The sequence below is a fragment of the Metabacillus endolithicus genome (assembly GCF_023078335.1).
GTDB classification, from domain to species: domain Bacteria; phylum Bacillota; class Bacilli; order Bacillales; family Bacillaceae; genus Metabacillus; species Metabacillus endolithicus.
Genome location: NZ_CP095550.1, coordinates 1,161,060 through 1,187,966 on the forward strand (window position 1 = coordinate 1,161,060; position 26,907 = coordinate 1,187,966).

The window sequence follows — 26,907 nt, forward strand, 5'->3', positions numbered from 1 at the left end:
TTTTACTATACCATAACATAGACAAGGGAATTAATAGGCATACACAAGATCACCAATTTTTGAATCTGTTAATTTATCAGCAAAATAAGCATGCAGTAACTCATTTTCATCCATTTGAGAAATCTTCACGCCATCTCTTTCAACAATTATTAAGTGCTTACAGCCTCTTTGAAATTGAAGAAGCACATCATAAATGAGCTCATTTTCTTCCACAACAATTGGCTTTATATGATTAATTGATGCCTGTTTTCCATAATATCTTTCCATTAAAAATCGTAGACAACTGTACATTCTGTTTTTATGTTCATGATACAAACTATAAATAAGGAAAGTAGTAATGACCCACATATTAAGATGTGTTGGTGAAAACAACACCGTACTCACTACGTATAATCCTAAAAAGATAAGAGAAGAAATCATCATATGAAAGTGGGCTTTTTGATATGACCAAAAATTTGAGAATAAAATAAATAACAGCTTTCCGCCATCAAGGGGCCAGATTGGTAATAAATTAAAAAGAAGAATGGTCATATTATAAAACGAAAACAGTTGATAATCATCCGGGTTTACGAACCCGAAAAAATACAATAGAAAAACTGTACCTTGAAGCCAAAGATGCTGGATAGGACCTGCAAGCACCACAATAAACTCTTCTTTTAATGAGCGATTACCATGTTCATCAACCTCGGCAACCCCACCAAATGGGAGAAGCATAATATTTTTTATCCTCCAAGAAAAAAAATGAGCACTTATTGCATGGCCCATTTCATGTACAAAAATAATAATCATTAAAAAGAAGAGAGGTTTGAAATTTGCAGTAACGATACTAATAGTAATCATGACCCATAACAAAGGATGTATATGAATTTTTTGTAGAAGTGAAAGATATTTACTCAAATTGAATCACCTGAATTGGGTCTATAAATGCATCGCCCTTTTTAATCGCAAAATAATACGTTCCTTTTTGATTTTCAGAAAGTTTTATTTTACCTAACTCCTTACCTTTTTCAACATAGTCATAAAGAGCAACATCCACTTTATCTAAGTTTCCATACCATGACTTTGTGCCATCAGCATGTTGAAGAACAATCGTAAAGCCTGTTTGATCTTTTTCGCCAGCTTCGATGATAATCCCCTCATTCATCGCTTCAACAGATGGTCGATTCGTTTCCACCATTATTCCTTGTCCATTGTCTTTAAATGACTCTAACACCTTACCTGAGGCCGGTACAGCAAGTTGTACCATTTGAGTATCGTTCTCTGTCTCTGTTTTGTTTACGTCCTTTGGTTGAAATAAAGCTAGTGGTTCTCCAAACTGATCTTGATACCATTTAGATACAGTCGCAAATTGAAACTCTTCCTCAAGTGAATAATTGATTACCGATTTAGCTTGATCAAACATCGGTGCTCCATTTTTAAAGACAATCGCTGTGACAAGAACCAATATAGCAGAAAATAAAATCTTAAACATAAATACTTCTGTTCGAAAGAGTGGGTGTCCTCCGTTTGGCTTGCCAGGTCCCCCCTCATATGTAGGAGGAGAATAAATACCACCATATCGCTCTTCATCACTTATAAATAATGAGGTACGACTTGGTTCATGACTATTTCCATTTGATAAACCTTTTTCGCGTTTTCGCTTTGCAATTCTTTTTCTTACTTCATCCGCTCGATGACTCATCCCCATCCATCCTTTTAGCAAGTTTGTACAAGTGTATGCCTTGTCCTGCCAGGATATGAACAAAAAATGACCGGTATCAAAATTCACCATTGTAAAATGGTTAGAATTAAGACACCAGTCATTTAATCTATAAATCTAGTATTAAACTCGTACACCGAAGAATTTTTTTAGTTTTACAAACATCCCTTTATTTTGATCTTCTAAAGATTGTAATGGGACAGATTCTCCAAGAATTCGACGAGCAATATTTCTGTAGGCAATTGCTGCACGGTTATCTGGATTCATCGCAATCGGCTCACCATTGTTAGATGCCTTAATAACATCATCATCATCAGCAACAATGCCGATTAAATCAATCGATAAATGTGTCACAATTTCATCTACATCAAGCATATCTCCATTTTTCACTAAATGGTTGCGAATTCGATTAACAATAAGTTTAGGTGGTTCAATTTCTTCTTGTTCTAGTAACCCAATAATTCGGTCTGCATCACGAACAGCTGAAATTTCAGGTGTTGTAACAACAATTGCTTTATCCGCACCGGCCACCGCATTTTTATATCCTTGTTCGATGCCGGCAGGACAATCAATAACGATATAATCATAATCTTGTTTTAATTCATTAATGAGCTTTTTCATTTGTTCCGGTTTAACAGCCGTTTTATCACTTGTTTGCGCAGCAGGTAATAAATATAGTAAATCCTCAAAACGCTTGTCCTTTACAAGTGCCTGATGCATTTTACAACGACCTTCAACCACATCTACTAAATCATAAATAATTCGGTTCTCAAGCCCCATTACAACATCCAGGTTTCGAAGACCGATGTCTGTATCTACTAGACAAACTCGTTTGCCTAATATAGCTAAAGCTGTCCCAATATTTGCCGATGTCGTTGTCTTACCAACGCCACCTTTACCTGAGGTAATGACAATTGCTTCACCCATTGTTAGATTCCCCCTTCAAACCTCGTTAAATTCGGTCGTAGATGAGTAAGTTGCTGTAATCTCTCAATTACCATTTCTTCGTCTTCATTAATATAAGCACATTCCATCTCATTACCTTCGTTTGGTATATGATCTGGAGCCCGATTAATAACCTCACCGATGCGCAGCTGTGTTGGCTTCATTATTGAAGCAGCAATTACAGCTTGTTGATTTCCATTTACACCAGCATGCGCAATACCTCTTAACGCTCCTAGAACAAAAATATTCCCAGCGGCACTTACTGTTCCGCCTGGATTCACATCACCTATTAGCAGTAGATCTCCATTCACCTTAAGAACTTGACCGGAGCGCACAATTTTCGTAATAGAAACGATTTCCGTCTCTCTTTTTAATCTTAGTGCCTCATCCTTCGTCATAACATTACTATCAATTGACTCTACCAAAAGATTCCGCTTCTGCTTAATAACCGATTCTAGTTTTTCTCGCTGATTCTTATCTATGAAACGATTTCCAACCTTTACATTAACTCCAATAACCGGACCGCCTTGTTGAACATATTGCTTTAAAGACAGCATTTCCTCAAGCTCCTGGAGCAATTGGTCAAAAGAACATGAATCATCGAGATGTAACGTTAAGCCATCTTTAGTGCCTTTTATCGTAACATATTGCTGTTTTTGGACCTTCATGACGTTCACCTCAACGATTTTACTATTCGACAGAAATGCTCTAAATCCTTTTTTATACTATCAAATAATATAAGATTTTAGGAAAGATAGTATATGAAAAACTAAGACTTTTGCCATAGAACTTGATAATAAGCCGAGTTTTTCTAATGTAATCTTATCATTCATTCTATATTGAATGTTATAGGAATCTCATTGCCAGTAAATCTTAATCCTCTGACTCTGCCAACTTTAATTTCGTTAAAAATGTTTTTAATGGATAAATACATAAACCAGCAACAACAAGATTCATTGCCAAGGTTGGAAGTAACCTTAACGTTGTAAAATCATAGAGAGACATTTTTGTTGCATCAATTAAATAATTAATTCCATAAACATAATATTCAAGAACAGATATAGCTAAGAGAGTAAGAAATAAGACAATTAATACGTGTCCATGTAGTACCTTCATTGCCTTTGATATAAGATAGGCCAAAAATCCGTAGGCAAAAAGATAAATTCCCATGACTTCAATATAAATAATATCGTGTAAAAGTCCAAATATAAAGCCAAATAACATACCTTGGGTACGATTTAAGTATACAGTTATGAAAATGACAAAAATTAAAATAAATCTCGGAACAAATATATAATCTTCGGATATAAATGAAAGTGAAACTAAATGTGCAAAAATGCTTTCACTTATAAAAGAAAAAAAGACAAGAAAAGGAAGAATGAAACGTCTCAAGATTCCTCCTCCTCCTCTTCAGCCAATGCTTCCACCGGGTCTTCTGATGCTGCGTTTCGCTTCGCTACCCATACCCGGTCAATATCGTAAAAATTAGCTGCAGGCTTTACATAGGCCATTTGTTCCAACCCATAAGAATCAGGCTCTACTTCGGTAATCTCCCCAATAAGAATTCCTCCAGGGAAAACTCCTCCTATGCCTGCTGTTATGACTTTTTGACCTTCCACAAGCTTAACATTTGATTCAATTCGACGAAGTAGAAGGGCTCCTTTTTCTTCGTCATAACCTTCAATTAACCCTGTTATTTTCTCATTATTTTTAGTTGTGTCGTTTTCTTTTTCATCACCATCTGCTACTGGCAGTGGTTGCACCTCAGCTGATATTCGATTTTTCAAATCTGTTGCACTTAAAAGTTGTACAGTCGATGTGAATTGAGAGGTTGATTTTACTTTCCCAACCAGTCCCTGAGCTGTGACAACAGCCATGTTCGGCTCAACCCCGTCTTGTTCTCCTTTATCAATGGATACATAGTCATACCATTTATCTGGATTTCGACCTATAACAGCTGAAAATATTGGATCATAATCCCTTAAATCGGCAACCTTTCCAAGCTCAGCCTTTAGTTTTTCATTTTCAATTTTGTACTCTTGTAAATCAGCTTCAAGCTGCATATATTCATCAAGTCTACTTTTTAGTAACTCATTTTCTTCATACGTATTTTTTAAATCGTTCACATTTTCAAAGAAGTTTGATACATATGTTGCAGGCTTATGAAAAATTGATTGAAAAACACTTACGGTGTCTTGCAAAAATTGTTCCGGCCATGATAGCTCTCGATTATCTTTTAAAGAAAAACCAATCAATGCCACTAAAACGATCACACTTACTAGTAACAAGATAAGGCGTTTATTTAGAAAAAACTGTGGCATGATGAACACCCTCTTATTTCTAATTTAGTAGAAAAACTCGGCTTAGCGCCAAGTAGAATGGCGAAAACCTTTGTCTTTTTTATCCTATTATTTCAAAAATCTTATTCTTCTTACTAACATAAAACAGAGCCAGCACTGCGAGTCAGTACCAGCCTGATTTATAAAACTATTGCTCATTACAAAAGTTAGCGACTGTCTCTAGCTTTATTTTTAAACAAATGAATATGCTCTAAAGCTTTACCTGTTCCGATTGCAACACAATCTAACGGATCTTCTGCAATTAATACCGGCATATTCGTTTCTTCACCAATCACTTTATCAAGGTTGCGAAGAAGGGCTCCCCCTCCTGTTAACACAATTCCACGATCCATAATATCCGCAGCAAGCTCTGGTGGAGTTTTTTCCAATGTATTTTTCACTGAATCAACAATCATATAAACCGTGTCTTTTAGGAACTTCGGCAATTTCCTCAGCCGTAATCTCAATTGTTTTCGGTAATCCTGTTAATAAGTCACGTCCACGAATATCCATGTTTTCCACTCCATCAGGAGAACCTGCTGAACCAATTTCTACTTTGATCGCTTCAGCCGTACGATCACCAATCATTAAATTATATGTTTTGCGAATGTATGTAGTAATAGCCTCATCCATTTCATCACCGGCAACACGAATTGATTGACTTGTCACAATTCCACCTAGTGAAATAATGGCTACTTCCGTCGTTCCTCCACCAATATCAACAACCATACTTCCTGTTGGTTCCCAAACAGGAAGATTTGCACCGATCGCAGCAGCAAATGGCTCTTCTATTGTATAAGCATCACGGGCACCTGCTTGTCTTGTTGCATCAATAACAGCTCTTTCCTCTACCGCTGTTATACCTGAAGGAACACACACCATAACATAAGGCTTTCTTGAGAAAACACCTTTTGTTTTCGTTGCTTGCTTAATATAATACTTCATCATTGTTGCTGTTGTTTCATAATCCGCAATAACTCCATCCTTCATTGGTCGAAGGGCAACGACATTTCCTGGCGTACGTCCGATCATATTTTTTGCATCATTACCAACGGCAACAATTTGCTTTGTGTCTGTTTGCAGAGCAACTACAGATGGCTCCCGAACAACAATTCCTCTTCCTTTAACAAACACAAGTGTGTTTGCAGTCCCCAAATCTATTCCAAGGTCTCTTGTACCAATACCGAACATAGGGTGTATCTTCCTTTCTGAAACGAAATATGCTTTTGCTTATTTTTATGAAAATTGACAGAATGCAACTTTCTTCTTTTTGAGGTTAGCTTGCTCGTTACTAACAAGTGAGTTCTTTTTCGTAACTTTTCTTCATCTTCCATAAAAACATGAGCTTTTTTGGTGACCCTAAAAAACCCATAAGACTTATTATATCGTAATTGCTCAAAAAAAAAGTATTACATGTAGCCTTTTTCTTTCAGACTAACAAATTTTTGTTCACCAATGATAAGATGGTCCAAAAGTTCTATGCCTAACACCTTTCCACATTCTGATAATCTTTTTGTTACCTCAATGTCTTCTCTACTCGGTGACGGGTCGCCGGAAGGATGATTATGAACACATATTAAAGAAGCTGCAGATCTTTTTAAAGCTTCCTTAAAAACCTCCCTCGGATGTACAATCGATGCGTTCAGACTGCCGATAAACACGGTTTGTTTATGAAGCACTTGATTTTTTGTATTCAAGTAGAGACAAACAAAGTGTTCTTGACTCAAAAAGCGCATTTCTTCCATCACATAATTTGCACCATCTTGCGGAGAGCGTATAACATAACGATCTTCATAGGTTAAACGGTTGAATCTGCGACCAAGTTCAAGAGCAGCTAGTATTTGGACTGCCTTAGCCGTTCCAATCCCTGAGATTGTCGTGATCTCCTCAACAGATGCATCTTTTAACATTCTTAAGCCTTCAAAATGCTTTAACAGTTTTTGTGACAAATCTAGTACAGATTCTTTCTTTGTGCCTGTTCGCAACAAAATGGCTAATAATTCCTGATTAGAAAGTTTATCAGGACCTTCGTTTAACAAGCGTTCTCGTGGTCGTTCATCTTGAGGGAAATCCCGGATTTTAAAAGTTGATGTTTCCATTTATCCTCCTTCATTTCCCTTTCTGCTCTGTTCATTCTTTTCTCTATGTGTAATAGAATGTTTCCTTTGTTACCTTTTTATGCCACAAAATGATTTACATTTTTCCTCTTACCATGTGAACCCCGCTGTAACAAGCTCTCTTTTTGTTCTAGCAATCGGCAGACCAACTACTGAAAAATAATCACCATGTATTTCCTTTACAAGCAATGATCCATACCCTTGAATACCGTATGCACCTGCTTTGTCCATTGGCTCACCTGTTTGAACATATTCATCAATTTCCTTATCTGTTAAAGAATAAAACGTTACGCTCGTTTTTTCATAAAAGGAATGCACATCATCGTTATTTATAAGACATACTCCTGTATACACCTCATGTGTTTTTCCTGAAAGCATTTTAAGCATTTGCACGGCTTCAGCGAAGTCCTTAGGCTTACCTAGCATTTTTCCTTCATAAACAACAAGCGTGTCTGATCCAATAACAAAAGCATTTGAAACATTTTCGGCTACACTTTTGGCTTTTTGCTCAGCCAATGATTGAACCATTTCGGCAGGACTGAGCTTCTCGTCAACAACCTCCTCCACCTCACTGGCGATCACTTCAAAAGGAAGTTGGAGAAGCTCTAGAAGTTCTTTTCTACGGGGAGAAGCTGAAGCTAAAATGAGGTTTTTTTTCATGTCAAAACATCCTTTCTTCGTTTCAGATTAGAAGATACTTCTATATCTTACCAAAGGATTTTTTTAGGACAATTTTGTAATATTAAATTTTAAAGTGTCGAATTTTAGTGATTGCTCAAATGCCAAGTTGTAAAAAAAAGACTGATAAAAGAGTAAAAATATCTTTTATCAGTCTCTTATTCTACGATTGTAAGCTTGCAACAACCTCTAAAATTGCTTGCTGAGCTTCCCAGCCTTTATTAGCTTTAACATTTACAGCAGCTTCTGAGAGCTTGCTAAGTAAAGACTTTTCAGTGTCGTTCGCAGTTTCAATTTCTTTTAATTGTGACTCAATAGCTGATACTTCATCTTGATTCACACTTTGTCCATTTGTTGCTTGAGAAGCTAGTGAAGATAAAGTAACAATTGAGCTTACCCACTTATCAGGGGTCTTTGTAGTTGCAATGGAAAGGGATAATTGCTTTCCTCCCCAAAAATCATTAAATGAGTTCTGTTTATACAGATTGTTTAAGGCTTCTGTTTCGGCTTTCTCTTTCCCAATACCAGCTAAAACAGTGAAAGATCCATCTGTCTCAATCACTGTAGAAGCCAACCCTTTATTTTTTATAGTAGACGAAACTGTATCTGCTCCCTCTTTCGTTGAAAAGATTCCACCTTGTACAACGTAAAGCTGGAGAGTTGCTGGAGAGGTTGAAGCTGCTGCTGGCTCCTCTGTATTACCACCCTCGGTTGAATCTGCATCAGGTGTGTCATTTGTGACAACCGTAGGAACAGACGCATCTGGCATATCTTTATTAGATAAAAAGTTTAATGCAATATAACCAAATCCAACTCCTAGAAAAATAGCCATAAGAATCACTGTGAACATTTGTTTTAAAGGAAAAGTGGCAAAATTACTTTTGCTTTTTGTTTTTTTCGAATAAACAAAAGGGGTAACTGTTGAATTTGATAAAATTTTCTTTTTCTTAGGAGTCACTACCTTAGGATCATCTTCAAAAACACTGTCATCTTCATCAGGCAAAAGCCAAGGAAAATCTTCTTCTTCTTTTTTAGCAGAAGCCATTTCTTTTTCAGCCTGCAGCTTCTCTTCCCATGACGATATTTGATATTCTTCGTTTTTTGATTCTTTTTCTGACACAGGACGATCTTTACCATTTATTTTGATTTTTACTGTGTCTGAGGTCTGCTTGTCCATATGCCTACCACCCTTCTTTGAAAACACGACCACTCATAATGATCTAATGCTAACAGAAGGATAAAAAAAGAACAAGACATTTGTCGTCTCATCCTTAATTTTTTTCGTCATTTTTTTTAACAGGCTATGATCGATCTTCGTCTTCTTCTTCAATCGCATTTGTAAAAGGATTTTGTTTATCACTTGGCTCAGGCGTAAAAATTGGTGGTAGCTGTTCTCGTAACTCTTCCAAACTAGGTAAATAAAACGTCGAAATCACAACATTGTATTCATAATCTGTTTCTTCACTATCTTCAAGCAGATGAACGAATTCAGGATTTCCTTCTACTGAAACAGATTCAATTTGTGTAATTCTTCTCGAGTTTTCTAGAACACCTATAAAATCTTCTAATTCATAATAGCTCGGAGATGTTACGGTTAACTCAACCGTTAATTTTTCTAATCCTTCCGGCATAGGCTCAGTTTTTACTTCTTTGGATGTTACTTCAGAATTTTCTTTTTCTGCATCAGGATCTAATTTTTCTTCATAAGCTTCGACAAGCTCATCGCCTTCTTCTTCAGCAGTAACCTCTTCACCTTCTTGAAAAGTTAATGACGTAATCATACTGTTAGAAATTGTCTCCGCTTTTTCTAAGTCTAGAAGAAATTGCTCTTCAAAAGGACTAACAGGAAGAATTTTTTGTAATTCTACTGCAGAAAGCATTGCTTCATTACTACTTGAACCTGTACTAGCCTTTTGCAAAGTTTGAATAAGTGTATTCTCCGTTTCAATTTGACTTTGCAGACTGTCTATTTGTTGAGTTTTTGGTTTTATTAATAGTAAATAAGAAAAATAAACAACAAGAGAAGATAGAACAAGTGTAAGGACGATGATTATTGTATGTTTTTTTCTCCATTCAATCATTCTTCACTGTCCTCCTCTTTAAAAGCCTTTAGGGCAGCTCTGTCAATAAGCAGTTTATACCCGGCTAGATATCGCGGAACAGAATCTTCTGCTGCTACATCAATTGGTACTGTTTCTACTGTTAGTAATTTCACTTCTTCCAATAAGTCAGATTCTTTAAGTCTTTTTAAATAATAGGCCGTTTCACTAGATGACTCAAACTGAACAATCAATTCTAGTGAAGAGCTATCCAAGTAATCCATTTGATAGAAATATCCCTTTTCAGGTAGCTGTTTTGTTAGTTCATTTAATAAAGGAACAAAATCTACTGGATATTCTTCAGACCATTGAATAGCCTTTTCCAAATCTGATACGGCATCGGAATCAGTACTTTGACTTGCTTGCTGCTGCAGAACAGTTGTCTGCTGCTGAGCTGTATCATATTCTTGTTCTAATTGAGCTATTTGTTCATTTTTTTGTTCAGTAATGAAAAAATAGTCAACGTTGCACCAAGTAAGATGATTGCCACAATTAAAATAAAGAAGATGTTGGTGTAGTTTCGTTGCTGTTTTTGTGGGAGTAAATTAATTTCCGCTAACATGATGATTTACACCTCTTTTAATGCTAATCCAAGCACAGTATGAAACTTAGCGGGAACAGCTATGTTTTTATGTGTGTATACACGATCTTTGAAAAGAGTAATAGTAATGGATGTTCCCAGTTCTTTTAAATCTTTCTGTAATTCATGTATATACGGGTTATCACCTAATAATTCAATATGTGATATTTGGTGGTCTCCTTGATGAAGACTAAAACGATAGAAATTGATGATTTTTTCAATTTCTTTCACTACATCCCGAAATTGAAGAGCAAGCTCTTCAGGTTCTTTACATTCATATTGATAGTATAATTGCGTTTCCGGCTCAAGTTTGTACGACCATTTTTTCAACATTCCCTCTAACGGTAAATGACGTGTAAAAATCGGCTTACAATCTTCAAAAATACTAAAGTTTACCGAGTCAAGTTTTACTTCCACTAGCAATGTGTTATCTTTACTTTTCACATGCTGTTTGTTATAAAGCAATCTGTAGTTAGAAAGTGCCGATAAATCTGCAGCAGTTGCTTCTAGCTTCAAATCATCAAGTAGCTCTGTGTATTGCTTAATCATAGCCTCTGGTGCTGCAAACAGAAGAATTTCCTTTTCAGTCTCAGTTTCTTGCAAAGGCACAAAGTCAAATACAGGCTCTTCAAATGGAAGATGAATGTTGTTTCCAAGCTCTAAATAAAGATAACCCTTGATTTCATCATCCTTCAAATCTGCCGGCACCTTAACTTTACGTACACTGACGAAAGCATCAGGAGTAATAAATCGTACCTGTTTGCGTTTTATTCCCCATTCACTCATACACTGATCCAAAATCATCGCAAGCTTATCAGCATCCTTAATCTGCCCGTCAACAACAATTCCTTCAGGTAAATACGTTTCAACAAAATGGTTCACTACAAGTGGATCTATGCTTTTAAGTTCAAGCAATTGAATGGAGTAATTTGTTATATATAAGTTAATAGAATGTTTATTTTGTCTAAATAAAGGAAGAGCCATTATAAAAACCCCTTCTTAATATAAGTAAGAAAAGAATGTAAGCATGTATAGCGAGATAAGTTCAGAACCAAAGAAATATGCCACCAAAGCACCGATAACTAGAAATGGACCAAAAGGGAATGGTTTGCCCTTTTTCACACTACCTGTCAGCATTCCAGCTACTCCTACTATGGTACCAACTAATGTGGCGATAAAAAAGGTTAGGAGCACAAGTTTCCAGCCAAGCACAACACCAAAAACAGCTAAAAGCTTCATATCTCCGCCACCCATACCTCCTCGACTGACCAAAATAATAACGAGAGGTACAAGAATCCCCACAATTAGACCCGCGATTGGATCCCACCATGGTTCAGTACGTATGAACATTCTTTCAATAAAAAATAAAACAAGAAAAAACAAATTCACCTTATCAGGAATAATCATATATTTCAAATCTGATACGGTAACAATCGTGCAAAGTGAAATAAGTGACCATGCTATAATCAATTCTTTTGACCATCCCACCAAAAGCGGTGAAATCGTAAAAAGAATCGCTGTTAGTAGTTCCATTGATGGATATAATGGTGAAATAGAAGTTTTGCAGTTTTTGCATTTGCCCATTTGGAGTACGTATGACAGTATTGGGATTAGTTCGCTTGGTGATAGTTTTTTGTCACATACAGGGCAGGCTGAGCTTGGGTATGCGATGGATTTTTTTAGTGGGACACGGAGTCCGACTACATTGAAAAAGGAGCCTAGTGTTGCGCCTAGTATGAAGATGTAGGTGTGTAAGGTAATTATTAACATAACTGCGCCCCTCATCAAATAAATAAGAATACCAAGAAAGTCCCCAAACGAGGACTTTCAATGTAATAAACGATACCATGGATTATGGATTTTTAATATTAGTTCTTGCAAGCGCACTAGTTTCTGTTTTTCCGTCCAGGTACTCTACTGCGTTTTCTGTTGCATTGCTCTTTAGAATTACAAAGTATTGATAATTATTTCCACTTCTTTGAACTTTAACCTGAGTAGCATCATCACCATAGTTTGAACCATCGCCACTTGGGTTTTGAATATTCTCAATATGCCCCTTTGAAATTAATTCGCTAAGTTTTACCGTTTTTGAATCTCCATCAGCAATTTTTACATTTTCAGTTGTTACGTATAATCTCGCTGCATTTGAAATCTGTTCCGCATTCGCTATATGGGCATCGATTCTAGAATTATTGATTAATCCACCAATCGCCGGAATCGCAATCGCAGCAATAATCCCTAAGATTACAACTACTGCTAATAGCTCGATTAACGTCAATCCGCGCTCATTTTTCATAAGTTTTTTTAACATTTCTTTTCCTCCTAAAAGCTTAGTTCTAATTCCCTAAATCTATGTTAATTATACATCAATAGTTTAGGTAGTGAATATAAAAATATTGTAAATTTACATCTGCACATGGTTAAATATGTCAAACATTGGAACAATAATAGCTATGACAATCGTACCAACTATTCCTGCTAATAGAACGATCATTAACGGCTCAATTAGTGACTTTAGTCGATCTGTACTATTTTCTACTTCTTCTTCATAAAAGTCCGCGACTTTTCCAAGCATTTCATCTAGTGAACCAGTTTCTTCTCCAATGGCGATCATTTGAGTAACAAGTGGTGGAAATGCCCAGTGCTTTTTCATTGGTTCAGTTAATGACAAACCATTTTCCAAGGAAACACGAGAATTGGCAATCACCTTTGCCACGACTTCGTTTTCAACGATTTTCTCAACAATGGCTAAAGACTGAAGAATCGGCACAGAGCTTGAAAATAACGAACTGAGTGTTCTTGTCATTCTTGCTAATACAGCTTTTTGAATCATGCTTCCAAAAATCGGCATACGAAGGGCAACAACATCTAAATAATACTTTGTCTGCTTATTTTTACGTAACACATAAAAAGTAGAAAAAACAGCAACAAAAAACAGGATAACAATATACCAATACTCTTGCATAAAAATACTAGAGTTTAAGACAAACAATGTGATAGCTGGTAACTGTGCTCCAAATCCTTCAAACATCGAAACAAAGGTAGGAACAACAGAAACTAGCAAAAAGATTACAACAACAACAGCAACAATCGCAACCGCCATTGGATAGGCCAAAGCAGATTGAATCTTTTGCTTTGTTCGATGCTGTTTTTCATATTGAATAGCAAGCCTGTCCAGTGTTTCTTCCATACTACCGCTTGCTTCACCTGCTTTAATCATATTCACAAACATCGAAGAAAAGATCCGTTTATGCTTTGCTGCTGCAACAGATAAGGCTTGTCCCGATTTTAAATCATCCTCCATTTGCTCTAATGCTTTTCGTAACGGCTTACTGCTAGTTTGCTTAGCTAAGATATTTGTTGCATCAACTATTGTCACACCAGCTCGTAACAACGTAGAAAATTGCCTAAGATAAACAACAAATTCCTGAAGCTTAACAGGATTACCAATCGCTATATCCTTTGTTAGCAGTGTTTCTGGAATTTCTTCAATATTTGTAATTCTTATTCCTAGTTCACTCAGTTTCAGAACAGCTTCTCGCTTAGAATTAGCAGTAACTTTTCCAGACTTTTTACCTGAACGGTCACGACCTTCGTATTTAAACTTTGCCATTAGTCTGTCGTCCCTTGTTTGTATGGTAAGGCTGCTTCAGAAGAAATAACGCCTGCTTTTACATACTCTGAAAGAGAGCTTTCAAAGGTTTGCATTCCTTGTGCCCTACTTGTTTGAATCACGCTCGGAATTTGGTATGTTTTTTCATTACGTATTAAGCTGGCAACTGCCGAATTATTCAATAGGATTTCTGTAACAGCACGGCGCCCTGATTTATCAACCGTAGGGAAAAGTCTTTGTGAAATAACCCCAATTAACACCGAAGCTAGCTGAAGTCGAATTTGTGGCTGCTGATTAGCCGGAAACACATCAATAATCCGATCAACCGTTGATGCAGCAGACGACGTGTGAAGAGTTCCTAGAACAAGGTGCCCTGTTTCGGCTGCCGTTATCGCTGTGTGAATCGTTTCTAAATCACGAAGCTCTCCAACTAAGATTACATCCGGATCTTGTCTTAGTGCTGCTTTTAATCCTGATGCAAAGCTACCTGTATCAAAACCAACTTCACGTTGATCAACAATGCATTTTTGATGTTTATGCAAATATTCAATCGGATCCTCAAGTGTAATAACATGGCGCTTCATCGTTTGATTCATAAAGGAAATCATCGACGCAAGTGTTGTTGATTTTCCACTGCCGGTTGGGCCAGTTACTAAGATAAGTCCATGAGGCTTTTCCACAATTGATTTTAAAATCGATGGCAACTGTAAATCGTCTATTGATGGAATATTTCTTGGAACAATTCGTACAGCTAAGGAAATACAAGAACGCTGGCGAAACGCATTAACACGAAAGCGAGATACACCCGGTATTCCGTAAGAAAAATCAAGCTCTCCTTTTTCTTCAAACAATGACCATTTTGCTGAAGAAATCATTGCCTTTGCCATTTCTTCTGTATCAGCAGGCATTAACATGTTTTCGCCAATTCGAACTAACTCGCCATTAATTCTCATAACAGGAGGTACACCAACTGACAAATGAATGTCTGAAGCTTGCTTTTCAAAAGCAAGCTTTAATATAGAGTCAATTTTTGCTTTCAATGTTTTCACCTACTCCGCTACAGTTACACGTAATATTTCTTCTGTTGTTGTTAATCCTTGCTTTACCTTAAGCAGGCCATCATCAATTAAAAAGATTGTTTTATTTTTTATCGCAAGATCACGGAGCTTTGAAAATGGTTCATTATTCATGATCACTCGCTTCATTTCATCACTCAACATAAGAAGCTCGTGGATGGCTAATCTTCCTTTATAACCTGTCATATTACAAGTTCCACAGCCTCTGCCTCTTACAACTTTATCAATGGATAAGCCTCTTTTAGCAAAAATCTCGATTTCTCGTTGTGTAGGAGCTTGTTCTGAAGCACAATCACGGCATACTTTACGAACAAGTCGTTGAGCCACAACACCAGTTAAAGAAGATGCCACTAAAAATGGTTCTACTCCCATATCAACCAAGCGTGTAATGGTACCTAATGAATCATTTGTATGAAGTGTGCTTAACACTAAATGTCCTGTTAATGATGCACGTACTGCAACATCAGCTGTTTCACGGTCACGAATTTCCCCAACCATAATAATATTAGGATCTTGACGAAGAATGGATCGCAATCCTTTTGCGAATGTCATTCCAACATTTGCATTGACTTGAATTTGATTGATTCCTTCAAGCTGATACTCAACTGGATCTTCAATCGTAATAATATTTACTTCCTCTGAATTCAAATGGTTTAACGCTGCATACAAAGTGGAAGATTTCCCAGAACCTGTTGGACCTGTAATTAACATAATCCCCGTAGGATTTTCTATTAATGTTTTGAATCTTTTTAAATTTAAGCTATTAAAACCGAGCTTGTTTAAATCATTTAAGGTACTGCCCAAATCTAAAATACGCATAACAATCTTTTCACCGTAAATTGTCGGAAGTGTTGAAACACGAAGATCGATTGGATGAAATTCGATATGCATTTTGATTCGACCATCCTGTGGAACTCGATGCTCGGTAATATCTAAATTTGCCATGATTTTCAGACGGGCAACTAAAACGCTTTGCATATGCTTTGGAAATGTTCGTTCATTTTTTAGAACACCGTCAACACGAAAGCGAATTAACACTTTTGTTTCTTGAGGGTCAATATGAATATCACTGGCTTTTTGTTGAACAGCGTTTTGAAGAATTTGATTAACAAGTCTAACAACAGGTGAATCATCACTTGTGATTTTTTCTTCCTGAACCTCATCTTGAACAGTTAATTGGTTCATAATATCTGACATGCTGTCATCGATTTCATAGTACTTATTGATTGCTCTTAAAATATCATCTTTTGAGGCAATAGCTGTTTCAATTTGAAATCCTGTTGCAAGACGAAGATCATCAATCGCATAGAAATCCATCGGATCTGCCATCGCAACAAAAAGCTTATCTCCCTCAACTTTGATTGGAATTAATAAATTTCGCTTAGCCATTTCTTTTGATACAAGCTTAATTAATTTTTGATCAAACGGAAAACGATACAAGCTTACATGCGGAATTCCTAACTGAAATTCTAGAACCTCAATTAATTGCTGCTCTGTAATAAAGCCTCTTTCAAGTAAGGCATCCCCTAATCGCTGCCCCTTTTGTTTTTCTGCTAGAGCCGATTGTAGTTGTTCTTCTGTTATAAGTCCTGAATCTAGTAATAAGTCTCCCAATCTTTTTCTAGTATCGTTCATCCATAATCCCTTTCTTTAATTAAGATTATTTTTCAATCGCATTTTTTGAAGGAGTTTCCCAAATACCTTCACTGTCAGGTTTCACTTCATCCTCAGCTGTATCGCTATTTTCATTGTCTTCTTCAGAAGATGCTTCGTTTACTGTTGTTTCCTGCTCCGCATTTTCTGTCTCTTCAGTGATTACTTCGTTAGTAGATTGATTATTTAGCAATCTATTAATTAAACCCGTTTCGATTATTTTATGAGTAGGAGGATAAAAATCTTCTGCAATTTCCTCAGAATCAACAAGAGCTCCCTCTAGATCAAACACCTCGCGAGTAATCTTAACAGATAAACCATCTTTACCTTCTTGAATGACCTTTTCTTGACCTTCTTCTAGTAAACTAGTATATCGAATAATAGATTTTGGTTTATAAGATGTTTTTTCCTCTAAATTTATCTTATAGCTGTATAAAAAAGGTGCCCCATTTATTCTTACAAATAGCCCAGCATTTGTTAACTCTAAAGAAATCGTATATTCCGATTGATTCGGGTTATACCATTTTAAATCAGACTTATCCTTTATAATATTTGCCTCATACCCAAGTTCAATTGTTCCTGGCAACTCATGACCTGTATGGCGTTCAACAATGACAAAGTTGGATGATAGGAATGTTTTATAAAGTGCTGATGAAACAACATTTAAACCTTCTTGTGGAAGATTTTCTGATTTCTTTGTAAGTTCTAGTAATGAAACTTGTGATTGAGCTGGTACGATGATGGTACCAATTGAATCAACTACTTTTTGTACCATAGCATAATCAAATGATGTTGAAATGAAATTTTCTGCTGCTACGGTATTTAAGTCGCTTTTTACATATGCATCAATTGAGAAAAATTGATTTTCTGTTTGCATCTTTCTCACAGCATCTAAGATCACTGCTTGGAGCTGCTCATGATCTATTGTTTCGTATCGCTCATTAAGCAGGGTTTTTAGTTGTTCTTCATAAACATTTTGATTAACAGAGACAATCAAGTTATTACTCTCTCCACTTGTGATCGAGTCAACTGTTGCTGGAAAATCCAAGTTAAAAAAGTCCTGATCTATAACTGTATTTTCCTCATTAATTGAGAGCTGCAAATATTCACCTTGAAACCATGTTGATACTTGCTGATTCAGTTCATCTACAGCCTGCTCTTTTGTCATATTTTCTATATTGACAGAACCAATTAAAGTCCCTGGCTCAAAAGTTCCTTTTGACAGAAATGCATCATAAGCCTTCACACCCATTTGTGAAAAACTAATCAAATAAACAGTGGAAATAAGTAATACTAAATATATTTTCAACCCTCTGTTTAAGTTCAAAATTGGTTGCTCCTTTTTTACATTTCAGTATTCATAGACAGTTCAACGAATGTACTTGGGCCATCATTTTGGGCCTTTTGAATATCATCAATTGACAATACTGTACCACTTTCAATAAGTAACTGTTGATTCGATCCATAAATATCTTTAATGACTCTTTTTCCTTCTAGTAACTGAATTTGTTTTTCCTTAATCACATCAATTTGTTCATTATCCAGATCCTCAAATTGATCTTCCTTTTGTACTGGAGATAGATCTTCTAATAATTCTTCTACCGTATTATTTTGTTTTTCTGTTGAAACTTCCTCTTCAACAAGCTGCTTTGCAGACTCCAGTAATGCTGCAGCAGCATCTTCACTTACAACTAATATATCTTTTCCGAACGTTAAAACATTTTCAGACTTTACATAAACATCTTTATTATTCACAAACAAGTGAAGACCGATAATAACACCAGTTTCTTCATTAACATAATACTCTTTGGCTTCTCCAAGTAATTGACCTTTTCGAGTAATAACACGAGTATCGGTAATTTTAATTCGCTTATTAACAAGCTGATTCGCGATTGGAATTTCATTAAGGTCAATAATGGCGTTATCTGAATCGATTGTAACAGCAAACTCACCAATCCCAATTACTTTACTAAATGGAATAGCCTTTACACTTACTTGCCAGTCATCATGTTCAACAGTTAAAAAATCAACCGTCCCTTTTTCAGGATTCACAACAAGTGATTTTACATTGCCAAGCTCTACCCCAGCTGTAATACTAATAATTGGTAAACCTACGATTTCACTACTTTTTTTCATCTGTGTCACACACCTATTCTCTATTTTTGCTATTTATTTAAAGAACTTATCCACGTTAACTGTTCAAGTAGAACAGGGTATTGGTTTAATTTTTGCTTCATATCTTCAAGTAATACATGATATTCAGTTTCTTTATTTTTTTCAAAATAATGCTGTAAAAGCTCTTTTGCAAATAAGTAATAATCTTTTTCAGTTGATGCCTCAGAAACAGCTTTTTGAAGAACATTTTCATATTCAAGATTAGAAAGATTGTTCTTATAGTAATGAAGTTGTTCTAGCAACATATTTAGAACGTTATTTGATAACTGATGATGGTTCTTTGGTTCTTCTACTTCAGGAGGAAGTTGCTGAACATTAGTTTCTTCTTCGAGCAGATGATCTTGTTCAAAGATGTCAGCTATCTCACTCTCTTCTTCAACATTATGCTGCGCAACAGATTTTTGTTTTTCGGATCCTTCGGTGACTTCAAACATATCCTGATCCTCAGTATAAAGCCTCTCTTCGTCTTCTTCCATTTCTGAAGCCGATCCTCTCTCTTCATCATTCATTAACGTTTCAAACAAATCGTTCATTTCGGAGTATGGCTCTGAGTCTTGATGCTCATCTCCATTTTCTTCGATTTCATTTTGGATTCCACTGATTTCATCGAATTCATCATTTTTTAGGTCGACCACATCTCGACCCTCAAAAAGCTCAAGTAAAAAGTCATCACCTAAATCAGTTTCCACCTTATCTTTAGAAGGTGCTTCCTGCTCATCATTTTCTTTAGAAATAGCAACCTCTTCTAGTGTCTTAGATTCAGGTTGTTCATCGTTTTGACTTGCATCTAATTGATCAAAAAATTCCTCAAGAAAATCTTGTTCACTTTCATTTTCTGATGTTTGCGGTTCGAATTCTAAAATCACATCATTTGGTTCTAATTCACTATCAGAAGGTGTGACTTCTATCTCCTCTTCAGTTATGCTCTTAGACAGAGATTCATCACTTTCTTCTTGAAGATCTACCTTTTCTTCCCTAGAAACAAATAACTCATCATGACTAAATTCATCTGTGTTTTCTCCATGTTCCAATTGAAAAAGAGCCTCCCTTTTATTCAATAAATAACCTACTGCTACTAGAAGAACTAAGATAGCTGGGACTGCTTGCCATATAGGCATTAATTGAATGGTGAAGGAAAAAAGCGCAGCACATAGTAAAGCTACACCTGCTAATACCATCTTACCGGTTTTATGTAACCCGAACGGAATAAAAAACAGAATTGGCACCAAAAGGATAAAACCAATTACTAACATTAAATATACCTTCAAACTATCACCCCATTTAGTGATTAAGTAATTTTTCCTATATTTCTATCATTTATCCATGTATTTAACTAAAAAAAGACAAAAATCGACTATAACTTATTGTATAATAAAGTCGACCTATTTGAAAGAAGGGATTGGAATGAAATTCAAATTGGCAAAACTTTTCACCTATAACAAAGGTTTTACATTAATTGAAGTATTATTGTCTATTGTTATTTTTAGTATTTTAACTCTAGGTATGCTAGCACTTTTTTCACAGGCCATGACCTACACACAAAAAAGTGAAAATGATACTTTAGGAGTATACGCAGCAAGAAATACGTTGAACTTCATGGAACAACAGAGTTTTGAGATGATAAAAAAAGAATATGTAGATGATTTAACCGATGAAGGAGAAGGGTCAACAGCTACCCTCACAAATGAAGTTTGCCATATCTGGTTTAACGGTGAAAGCGAAGAATTAAAACAGAGAAGAGAAAGATGTTTGATTACATTTAATCCCAGCCTGAATAACCGACAACTAAATATAAGTGTAGAACTTAAAAAACATACCGATTCTTCACTTCAAACTTCATTAATTCCGATGGAAATTTTGGTTGTGTGGGATGAAGAAAATGAATCAAGGTTAGAGGGGTTTATCACAAATGAAAAACTTCGTTAAGGCTTTTAATAATGAAAAAGGTGTGTCCCTACTAGAAGTAATTGCCACAATCTTGATCTCATCAATTATTTTGGTTGTTGTATATAACGTATTTATTATGGGAGTTAAAGTTTACGAAAAAGTAGGAGTCGAAATGCAGCTGCGAGACGAAGCAGATCATATTGTTGCTTCTATTCTTAAAGAATTGTATGAAACACCGATTGATTCGGTTAAACCTTGTGATGGAATTGAAAATTGTATAACCATTCGTCATGATAAAAAATTAAAAGCAAATGAACAATTTCCTTCAGTTATTGATGAAACAAAACTAGATGCTGCGGAAGAAATTGATATTACCTTAGAAGACAACGAAGTAAGATTAACTGCACGTGTTGGGACATCCGATCCAACTACAACCAACCTTCTTAATGAAAAATATGAACTCCTTCTTGGGAATGAAATGGATGAAAAAGAACGATCACGAATAGCTATTATTGATTGTATTGATGAAGATAACAATGATACAACATGTGAAAAAGGACTTATTGAAATTTATCTTCATCTTCAGGACAAAGATTTTACAGAAGATGACCTCATCTCTGCCGATCCAATTAAGCTTGAAAGTAAATTTGGTTTTTAACCGTTGGAGGTGTTACAGCTTTGAAAAATGAAAAAGGACAAGCACTTATTACGGTCCTTCTCGTCTCCTTAATCTTTACGGTGCTAGGGTTAACAATTGTCGCAGCCTCTATTAATAGTAACCAGAGAACAGGCGTCCGAATCGATGATATAGAGTTAACTGCAGAAGCAACACGAACACTTAATGAAGCTATTGCCATATTCAGTAGTAAAGTTTATAACGACATCGATTTGTCTGAACCAAATTTACTGAACGGTGATTTAGACAACAAACTTTTAGCTAAAATAAAGGCTGAACTTGAAGACAAATATTCCACAAATCTTCTTATTGAAGATATTACCGCGACTAAAGATTATGGTTCAATTGACAGAACAAAATATCTTACACGTATTTTTCGCTTTTCTTACACGAATCAAAATACAGACGGCGCAGAAATCACGAAAACCGTATCAAGAGTTGTTTACTTAGCACCGACTCCTAGCTTCTTAAAATACGCGATCGGTTCAGGACCCGAGGGTGAAGTTTACCTTAATGGGTTTGCTGAAATTGTTGGAGATTTATTTGGTGGAACAATTTATACAGATGATAAGGCATTGTTCACTGATTTATATGGGCGGAGAAATACCGAAACACTGCTGCCACGTATATTGCCGTCTTCTGAAAATATTGGAGGGAGTGTGTTCTACCGAAATGAAAAGGAAAATTCATTAACTCTTTCAGAAGACGTAGACAAATATTTTGATGAGCCAAAACCAACAATTGTAAAAGATACTGCAGATTTTATTAATGTAAATTTCGAAAATACATTAGCTCAAATATTTAATGAAATTACTGGTAGTAACAATTTTGTAGGCAGTGATTTCACTTCAAGTTTCTCCATCTCAAATGTGGTAGATGAACTTTCACAAGATTCATCTGTTGAAGAAATTGATTACTGTGAAGAAACCTCACCAATAGGAGCGCAAACTGCTAAAGCATATATCTATAACTCAAATATTATACAAGGTGATAACTGTAATCCATTTCTTAAAAATAGCTGGTTTATTATAAATGGGGACCTTCAAATTCCAAAAGACACTGAAATACCAGGGAATATTATTGTAACAGGAGATTTAATTATACAAGGAAATGAATTTGATAATACTCTTTCTAATAATGAGACAGAAACCGAAGAAGATGACAACATTTACTTTAATTCCACCATCTATGTTATGGGAAAAACGAGTATAACGAATACAAATATTAAACGGCTAAATAGTGATCCTAGTTCAAAACTCATTTTGCTTACGAAAGGTAAATTATCTATTTATCGTATCAATGAATTTAGCAGCAGTAAAAACATTGAGCCTTTGGATGCCTTTTTTTATACCGACACAGAGGCTGAATTATATGGGGTTGCGTCACTTTTTGAGATTAATGGTGGTTTATTTGCTAATAAGAAGTTAACAGTAAATGCTATAAGACAAAATTCTTTTTCCATCAGAACTGACGATATAAAGAGCGTTATTGAGCCTGTAACAGTACAAAAAAGTAATGACTCTAGATTTTACGTAGAGCATGACAGGTCTGTTTTGTTGGACCCTAACAGATTAAATTCATTGCCAAGAGTTGATCGATATCAATTATTATACGATCAAGTTATTGTGAAGAATGGAAGCGTAAATAACTAAAAGGGAGATTCATAGAGAATCTCCCTTTTTTAATTACCATTTAAGTTCTGTGTCACCCGAATCGCCACCAGTTTCAGGGTCATCATCATAATCTGAACCATCATCTTGGTCTTGGTCGTCATCTCCATTATCTCCACCGTCGTTAGAATCACTGTTTCGTGTAACAATAACCTTCATAAAATCATAAATACTTGTATTTTCGTCAGCAATTGCTTTAATGTCTGAATAACCTATATCTCTACCTGTTACATACCACTCGTTACCTATTTTAGAAATAGTAATTGGCCCATAATTGTTAGCTGTTACATTTCCAATCAATTTATTTGTAGCATCTGAAGGAACAAAACGAAGGTAGTCTTCTACTTTAAATCGTTCACCAACAGTAATTGCTTTTTCTTTTTCAATAAATGAAATACTACTTAAAGGAATAGTAGGCACTTTCACTTCAATACTATAAGGAATACCTCTTCTTGCAATAGTTCCTGAATTATAAAGAACATCAAATGAGAAATTATATGTCCCTGGTGCTGTAAATGTTACTGGCAGCTCATAACGGAGAGATGAATCTCCCGCATTAGGTGGGTTGGGGTTATACTTAATATCCCTTAAGTTCATAATAACAGCGTCATCTACTACAGATACTGAATCATTTTCTTGAACCATTGCACCAGGTGGAATCTTGAATCTTATAAATCCATTTGAAAGTGATGGATACTCAGCAGAAATATTTTTGGATATATCTTCAAACATTTTCACAATATTCTCTGGTGTTGCTCTTTCAGCTTTCCCATCTGAAATGGATGACAATTCTGCTAAATAATTCATATCTAACTTATTTTGTTCACCAAATCCAATGGATAATAACGTCATGTTATTATTTTCAATGTTTTGTGCTTGCTCTAGTCCATGTGCCTTAATGGCATTTGGAACTGAATCATTGTTATATGAATCGATATAATAGCCACCGTTATGTTCGATTACAATATTGTTCCGCCCATTATTGGAATCATAAAGATGTGTTTTAGTTCCATTAATTGTTGTTCTATTTTCAGAGATAATATACGGTGTGCTATCAACGTATACTACACCGCCCCCGTAATATCTCCATTCATCAAACTTTGATTCCCGATAATAGCTGTCTCCACTCCAACTTCTACCCCATTGGTATTTATAGTATTCTTCTAATTTATAATACCTCTTATTTACATTTATCTGTTTTGTAGAGTTTGTCGGTTTACCATCTGTCATAAAAATAATATATTGATCACGGTTTAAGCGGTTAGTTGAGTTTTTCAATATGTTTTGAGCAATAATTAATGCATCAGTGTAATTTGTACCACCTTGTGCTGGGGCATATTTAATTTTATCCATTATTCGATCTGGGTCTGATTGAAGTGTGTTTATTGTATAGTCATAATTTACATTCGAATCAAAAGCAACAATTCCATAACGATCAGAATTGTTTTTATTATTTGCTTTAAATGTATTTACAGCTTTTTGAACAGCTTCCTTTGCTAATTGAAGCTTTGTTTTTCCACCGCTTACTTCCTCAGCCATCGAACCGGATTTATCAAATACGATAACAACATCCATCGGCTTCCGTACATTCGCTGTTGCTGTTCCCCCAGGTATTAAATCAAAGGTAACTGTTGTTGTTACTTTTCCATCATTTCCAATTTCAAGTGATTGCTGTCCGCCCACTGTCGCGTTAATCGAGAGGCCATCAGTAGCTGACGCTTGATTAATAGGTACAAAGGATTGAACTGTTAAAAGAAACACTAAAAATACGAGAAAAAAATACTTGTACATGTGTAACCTCCCACGACATTGTCCTAATACTAAAGTTCTATAAAAGTTAGATAGTTCAATTATACCAGAGAAATCCCTCAAATATAATAGCTTCATATAATTTTTACATTGATACTACAATATTCGACTTTTATTGCGCAGGAAATATTGTTCTACTAGATAGTTAGTAATGAATCCTAGCTAACATAACCAGCCACTCTATTGCGTCCTGCTCGTTTTGCACCTATATACATCGCTCGGTCTGCATGACGTATTAAAGAGAAAGGATCGTCTGCATCATTTGGTGCTGTCGCTACACCAAAACTTGCTGTTACAAAGATAGTTTGTGTTTGATTTACATCATTTAGTGTCGTTTCAATAGTAAATGGTGTATTAGCTATTTTTTGTCTAAGCTTTTCAGCTATAAGCAGACTACCTTCATTCCTATAATCAGGAAGAAGAACAACAAACTCTTCTCCACCGTACCTAGCAACTATTCCATTTGCACCTACAGTCTCAACAATTCTATTAGCCAATTCTATTAAGACCTGATTGCCGGCATGATGTCCATATGTATCATTCACTGCTTTAAAATGATCTAAATCAAATAAAATTACAGAAAGATACCTATTTACCTGACCATTAATTAACTCAAATTCTTCTTTAAGTTTATTTTCTATAAATCGATAATTAAAAAGTCCAGTGAGAGCACAGTGCTCACTTTGTTTTTTGGTTTTTTCATAGTTTCTAGCATTCTCAATGGCAACACCTAGATATGTTGAAAGTAAGTCAATTAGCATGAGCTGAGTTCGATCAAATGCCCGCTTTTTGTTGCTTGCTAAAATAACGATTCCAACCAAATCTTGATTTCTCTTAACAGGTACACCTATAACACTTTCAACAGAATCTGGAAGCTGAGAGGATTTTATATTCACCCATTGTTTACGGGAGTGAAAAAGTACACTCTCCCTAATTCCAAATACATATCCCGATATACCTTTATACGCAGATTTATTCGGTTCCGACTTTAGATGAATTTGTCCTTTTTCAAATTCTTTGATTATTTTCATTCTATCATTATCGTACACATCGATGATATAAGCTGCTTCAACCGATATCATTTTGGTGATTTTTTCAATAAAAACATTTAGAATTTCCTTTTTTTCCAATCTTTCAGTCAACTGATGACCAATTTCACTAGCTCGCTGCAAATATTGATTGATTTGCTTAGTTTTATAATACAGAGTAAGAATAATTGAAAGGATTAAAAGTGGAATACCAATAAACAGAATTGAAGCAATTCCGACTTCTAAATAAAGAAAATATAAAGCTACTCCTATTGGAAAAACAATGATTGAAGTAATGAATTCCCATAAAAAACTTCTTGTAAAAATGGCAAATTTTTCTTTAAACAGAAGTGATTTAATTGCATTTAATAATAATTGATTTGAAAGAAAGATCGTTGCTTCATAAGCAATAATCGCAGATAAAAATTGAGCACTGTATTTAGTTCCATGAGTTCCACCAACTAAATTGAAGACGATTGCACCTATTATTGATATTGAAATAAACAGTAACGAATTAAGAGGTATTCGATACATATCTTTTCTACTTAATCGAAGCTTACTTAAAAGTACAATCAAAGCTACTTGAGTAAAAATAATCTCAACAAACAATCCAAAATAAAGAAAAACAGCTAATGAAACACCTTGAACATAAAACACTGGTGTATCATTGATAATGATTGGCCAGAAAGCAACCAAACACATTAATAAGAGGAAAGAAATAAGATCGAATTCCAGACCTGTTATAGTCGGAGGCGACATTTTATAAGAAATCCATAATAAAAAAGGAAAAGAAATAATCCATATAACCCAAATTAAGAGTTGTCCCTTCTTATTCATCCTCTCGCCTCCTTTACAAAATAAGT

26 protein-coding genes and 1 pseudogene are annotated in these 26,907 nt (G+C 35.4%); 3 read left to right on the forward strand and 24 right to left on the reverse strand.

Features of this window, described 5'->3' with window-relative positions:
* Positions 1-30: 30 nt before the first annotated feature.
* The 22 genes and pseudogenes from MVE64_RS06385 to MVE64_RS06490 form a co-directional block, all read right to left on the reverse strand.
* On the reverse strand, positions 31-897 hold the full coding sequence (locus MVE64_RS06385) for a M50 family metallopeptidase (protein ID WP_247344787.1): 867 nt from the start codon (positions 895-897) through the stop codon (positions 31-33).
* Positions 890-1,681, reverse strand: a complete 792-nt coding sequence (locus MVE64_RS06390; RefSeq protein ID WP_247344789.1) for a M23 family metallopeptidase — start codon at positions 1,679-1,681, stop codon at positions 890-892. Before MVE64_RS06390 ends, MVE64_RS06385 begins: the two co-directional genes overlap by 8 nt.
* Before the next feature lie 141 nt (positions 1,682-1,822).
* Complete coding sequence (minD, locus tag MVE64_RS06395; protein WP_098798742.1) at positions 1,823-2,626, reverse strand: septum site-determining protein MinD; 804 nt, start codon at positions 2,624-2,626, stop codon at positions 1,823-1,825.
* Between the two features lie 2 nt (positions 2,627-2,628).
* Positions 2,629-3,312 carry a septum site-determining protein MinC gene (gene minC / locus MVE64_RS06400; protein ID WP_121662970.1) on the reverse strand — a complete coding sequence of 228 codons (684 nt, stop codon included), beginning with the start codon at positions 3,310-3,312 and terminating at the stop codon, positions 2,629-2,631.
* A gap of 205 nt (positions 3,313-3,517) precedes the next feature.
* Positions 3,518-4,036: a rod shape-determining protein MreD gene (gene mreD, locus MVE64_RS06405; RefSeq protein WP_247344791.1), complete on the reverse strand. Its 519-nt coding sequence runs from the start codon at positions 4,034-4,036 to the stop codon at positions 3,518-3,520.
* A complete protein-coding gene (gene mreC / locus MVE64_RS06410) occupies positions 4,033-4,965 on the reverse strand; it encodes a rod shape-determining protein MreC (protein WP_247344793.1) in 933 nt (310 codons plus the stop codon). Before mreC ends, mreD begins: the two co-directional genes overlap by 4 nt.
* A 185-nt stretch (positions 4,966-5,150) precedes the next feature.
* Positions 5,151-6,174: pseudogene (locus MVE64_RS06415) on the reverse strand (rod shape-determining protein).
* A 218-nt stretch (positions 6,175-6,392) separates the two neighbouring features.
* On the reverse strand, positions 6,393-7,082 hold the full coding sequence (gene radC / locus MVE64_RS06420; protein WP_247344794.1) for a RadC family protein: 690 nt from the start codon (positions 7,080-7,082) through the stop codon (positions 6,393-6,395).
* 108 nt (positions 7,083-7,190) lie between these two features.
* On the reverse strand, positions 7,191-7,760 hold the full coding sequence (locus MVE64_RS06425; protein WP_247344796.1) for a Maf family protein: 570 nt from the start codon (positions 7,758-7,760) through the stop codon (positions 7,191-7,193).
* 181 nt (positions 7,761-7,941) lie between these two features.
* Entirely contained in the window at positions 7,942-8,955 is a 1,014-nt protein-coding gene (locus MVE64_RS06430) for an SPOR domain-containing protein (RefSeq protein ID WP_247344798.1), read from the reverse strand.
* Positions 8,956-9,079: 124 nt separating this feature from the next.
* Positions 9,080-9,859 carry a hypothetical protein gene (locus MVE64_RS06435; protein WP_247344800.1) on the reverse strand — a complete coding sequence of 260 codons (780 nt, stop codon included), beginning with the start codon at positions 9,857-9,859 and terminating at the stop codon, positions 9,080-9,082.
* Complete coding sequence (locus MVE64_RS06440; protein ID WP_247344801.1) at positions 9,856-10,203, reverse strand: PilN domain-containing protein; 348 nt, start codon at positions 10,201-10,203, stop codon at positions 9,856-9,858. Before MVE64_RS06440 ends, MVE64_RS06435 begins: the two co-directional genes overlap by 4 nt.
* A 95-nt stretch (positions 10,204-10,298) precedes the next feature.
* Positions 10,299-10,439, reverse strand: coding sequence for a hypothetical protein (locus MVE64_RS06445; RefSeq protein ID WP_247344803.1), 141 nt, complete (start codon positions 10,437-10,439; stop codon positions 10,299-10,301).
* Positions 10,440-10,445: 6 nt separating this feature from the next.
* Positions 10,446-11,441: a type IV pilus biogenesis protein PilM gene (gene pilM, locus MVE64_RS06450; RefSeq protein ID WP_247344805.1), complete on the reverse strand. Its 996-nt coding sequence runs from the start codon at positions 11,439-11,441 to the stop codon at positions 10,446-10,448.
* Between the two features lie 15 nt (positions 11,442-11,456).
* Positions 11,457-12,227: a prepilin peptidase gene (locus MVE64_RS06455; protein WP_247344807.1), complete on the reverse strand. Its 771-nt coding sequence runs from the start codon at positions 12,225-12,227 to the stop codon at positions 11,457-11,459.
* An 82-nt stretch (positions 12,228-12,309) separates the two neighbouring features.
* A complete protein-coding gene (locus MVE64_RS06460) occupies positions 12,310-12,768 on the reverse strand; it encodes a prepilin-type N-terminal cleavage/methylation domain-containing protein (RefSeq protein ID WP_247344808.1) in 459 nt (152 codons plus the stop codon).
* 93 nt (positions 12,769-12,861) lie between these two features.
* Positions 12,862-14,070: a type II secretion system F family protein gene (locus MVE64_RS06465; RefSeq protein WP_247344810.1), complete on the reverse strand. Its 1,209-nt coding sequence runs from the start codon at positions 14,068-14,070 to the stop codon at positions 12,862-12,864.
* Positions 14,070-15,110 (reverse strand): type IV pilus twitching motility protein PilT, encoded by a 1,041-nt coding sequence (locus MVE64_RS06470; protein WP_247344812.1) that lies wholly within the window; start codon positions 15,108-15,110, stop codon positions 14,070-14,072. The genes MVE64_RS06465 and MVE64_RS06470 overlap by 1 nt, the downstream gene beginning before the upstream one ends.
* A 9-nt stretch (positions 15,111-15,119) precedes the next feature.
* On the reverse strand, positions 15,120-16,781 hold the full coding sequence (locus MVE64_RS06475) for a GspE/PulE family protein (protein WP_247344814.1): 1,662 nt from the start codon (positions 16,779-16,781) through the stop codon (positions 15,120-15,122).
* Between the two features lie 25 nt (positions 16,782-16,806).
* Positions 16,807-18,126 (reverse strand): G5 domain-containing protein, encoded by a 1,320-nt coding sequence (locus MVE64_RS06480; RefSeq protein ID WP_247344816.1) that lies wholly within the window; start codon positions 18,124-18,126, stop codon positions 16,807-16,809.
* Positions 18,127-18,143: 17 nt separating this feature from the next.
* On the reverse strand, positions 18,144-18,935 hold the full coding sequence (locus tag MVE64_RS06485) for a PRC-barrel domain-containing protein (protein ID WP_247344819.1): 792 nt from the start codon (positions 18,933-18,935) through the stop codon (positions 18,144-18,146).
* A 29-nt stretch (positions 18,936-18,964) separates the two neighbouring features.
* Entirely contained in the window at positions 18,965-20,242 is a 1,278-nt protein-coding gene (locus MVE64_RS06490) for a hypothetical protein (RefSeq protein WP_247344822.1), read from the reverse strand.
* Between the two features lie 136 nt (positions 20,243-20,378).
* Between MVE64_RS06490 and MVE64_RS06495 the strand changes: the two genes are divergently transcribed.
* From MVE64_RS06495 to MVE64_RS06505, 3 genes are read left to right on the forward strand one after another with little or no spacing between them, the layout of a single operon-like run.
* Positions 20,379-20,900: a type IV pilus modification PilV family protein gene (locus MVE64_RS06495; RefSeq protein WP_247344825.1), complete on the forward strand. Its 522-nt coding sequence runs from the start codon at positions 20,379-20,381 to the stop codon at positions 20,898-20,900.
* Positions 20,884-21,519: a PulJ/GspJ family protein gene (locus MVE64_RS06500; protein WP_247344828.1), complete on the forward strand. Its 636-nt coding sequence runs from the start codon at positions 20,884-20,886 to the stop codon at positions 21,517-21,519. Before MVE64_RS06495 ends, MVE64_RS06500 begins: the two co-directional genes overlap by 17 nt.
* A 20-nt stretch (positions 21,520-21,539) precedes the next feature.
* Positions 21,540-23,189 (forward strand): hypothetical protein, encoded by a 1,650-nt coding sequence (locus MVE64_RS06505; RefSeq protein ID WP_247344830.1) that lies wholly within the window; start codon positions 21,540-21,542, stop codon positions 23,187-23,189.
* A 33-nt stretch (positions 23,190-23,222) separates the two neighbouring features.
* Here the strand turns inward: MVE64_RS06505 and MVE64_RS06510 are convergent, their stop codons facing one another.
* The gene (locus MVE64_RS06510; protein WP_247344832.1) at positions 23,223-24,998 is read right to left on the reverse strand and encodes a vWA domain-containing protein; all 1,776 of its coding nucleotides are present in this window, start codon (positions 24,996-24,998) and stop codon (positions 23,223-23,225) included.
* Positions 24,999-25,174: 176 nt separating this feature from the next.
* Positions 25,175-26,881 (reverse strand): sensor domain-containing diguanylate cyclase, encoded by a 1,707-nt coding sequence (locus MVE64_RS06515; protein ID WP_247344835.1) that lies wholly within the window; start codon positions 26,879-26,881, stop codon positions 25,175-25,177.
* Positions 26,882-26,907: the final 26 nt, after the last annotated feature.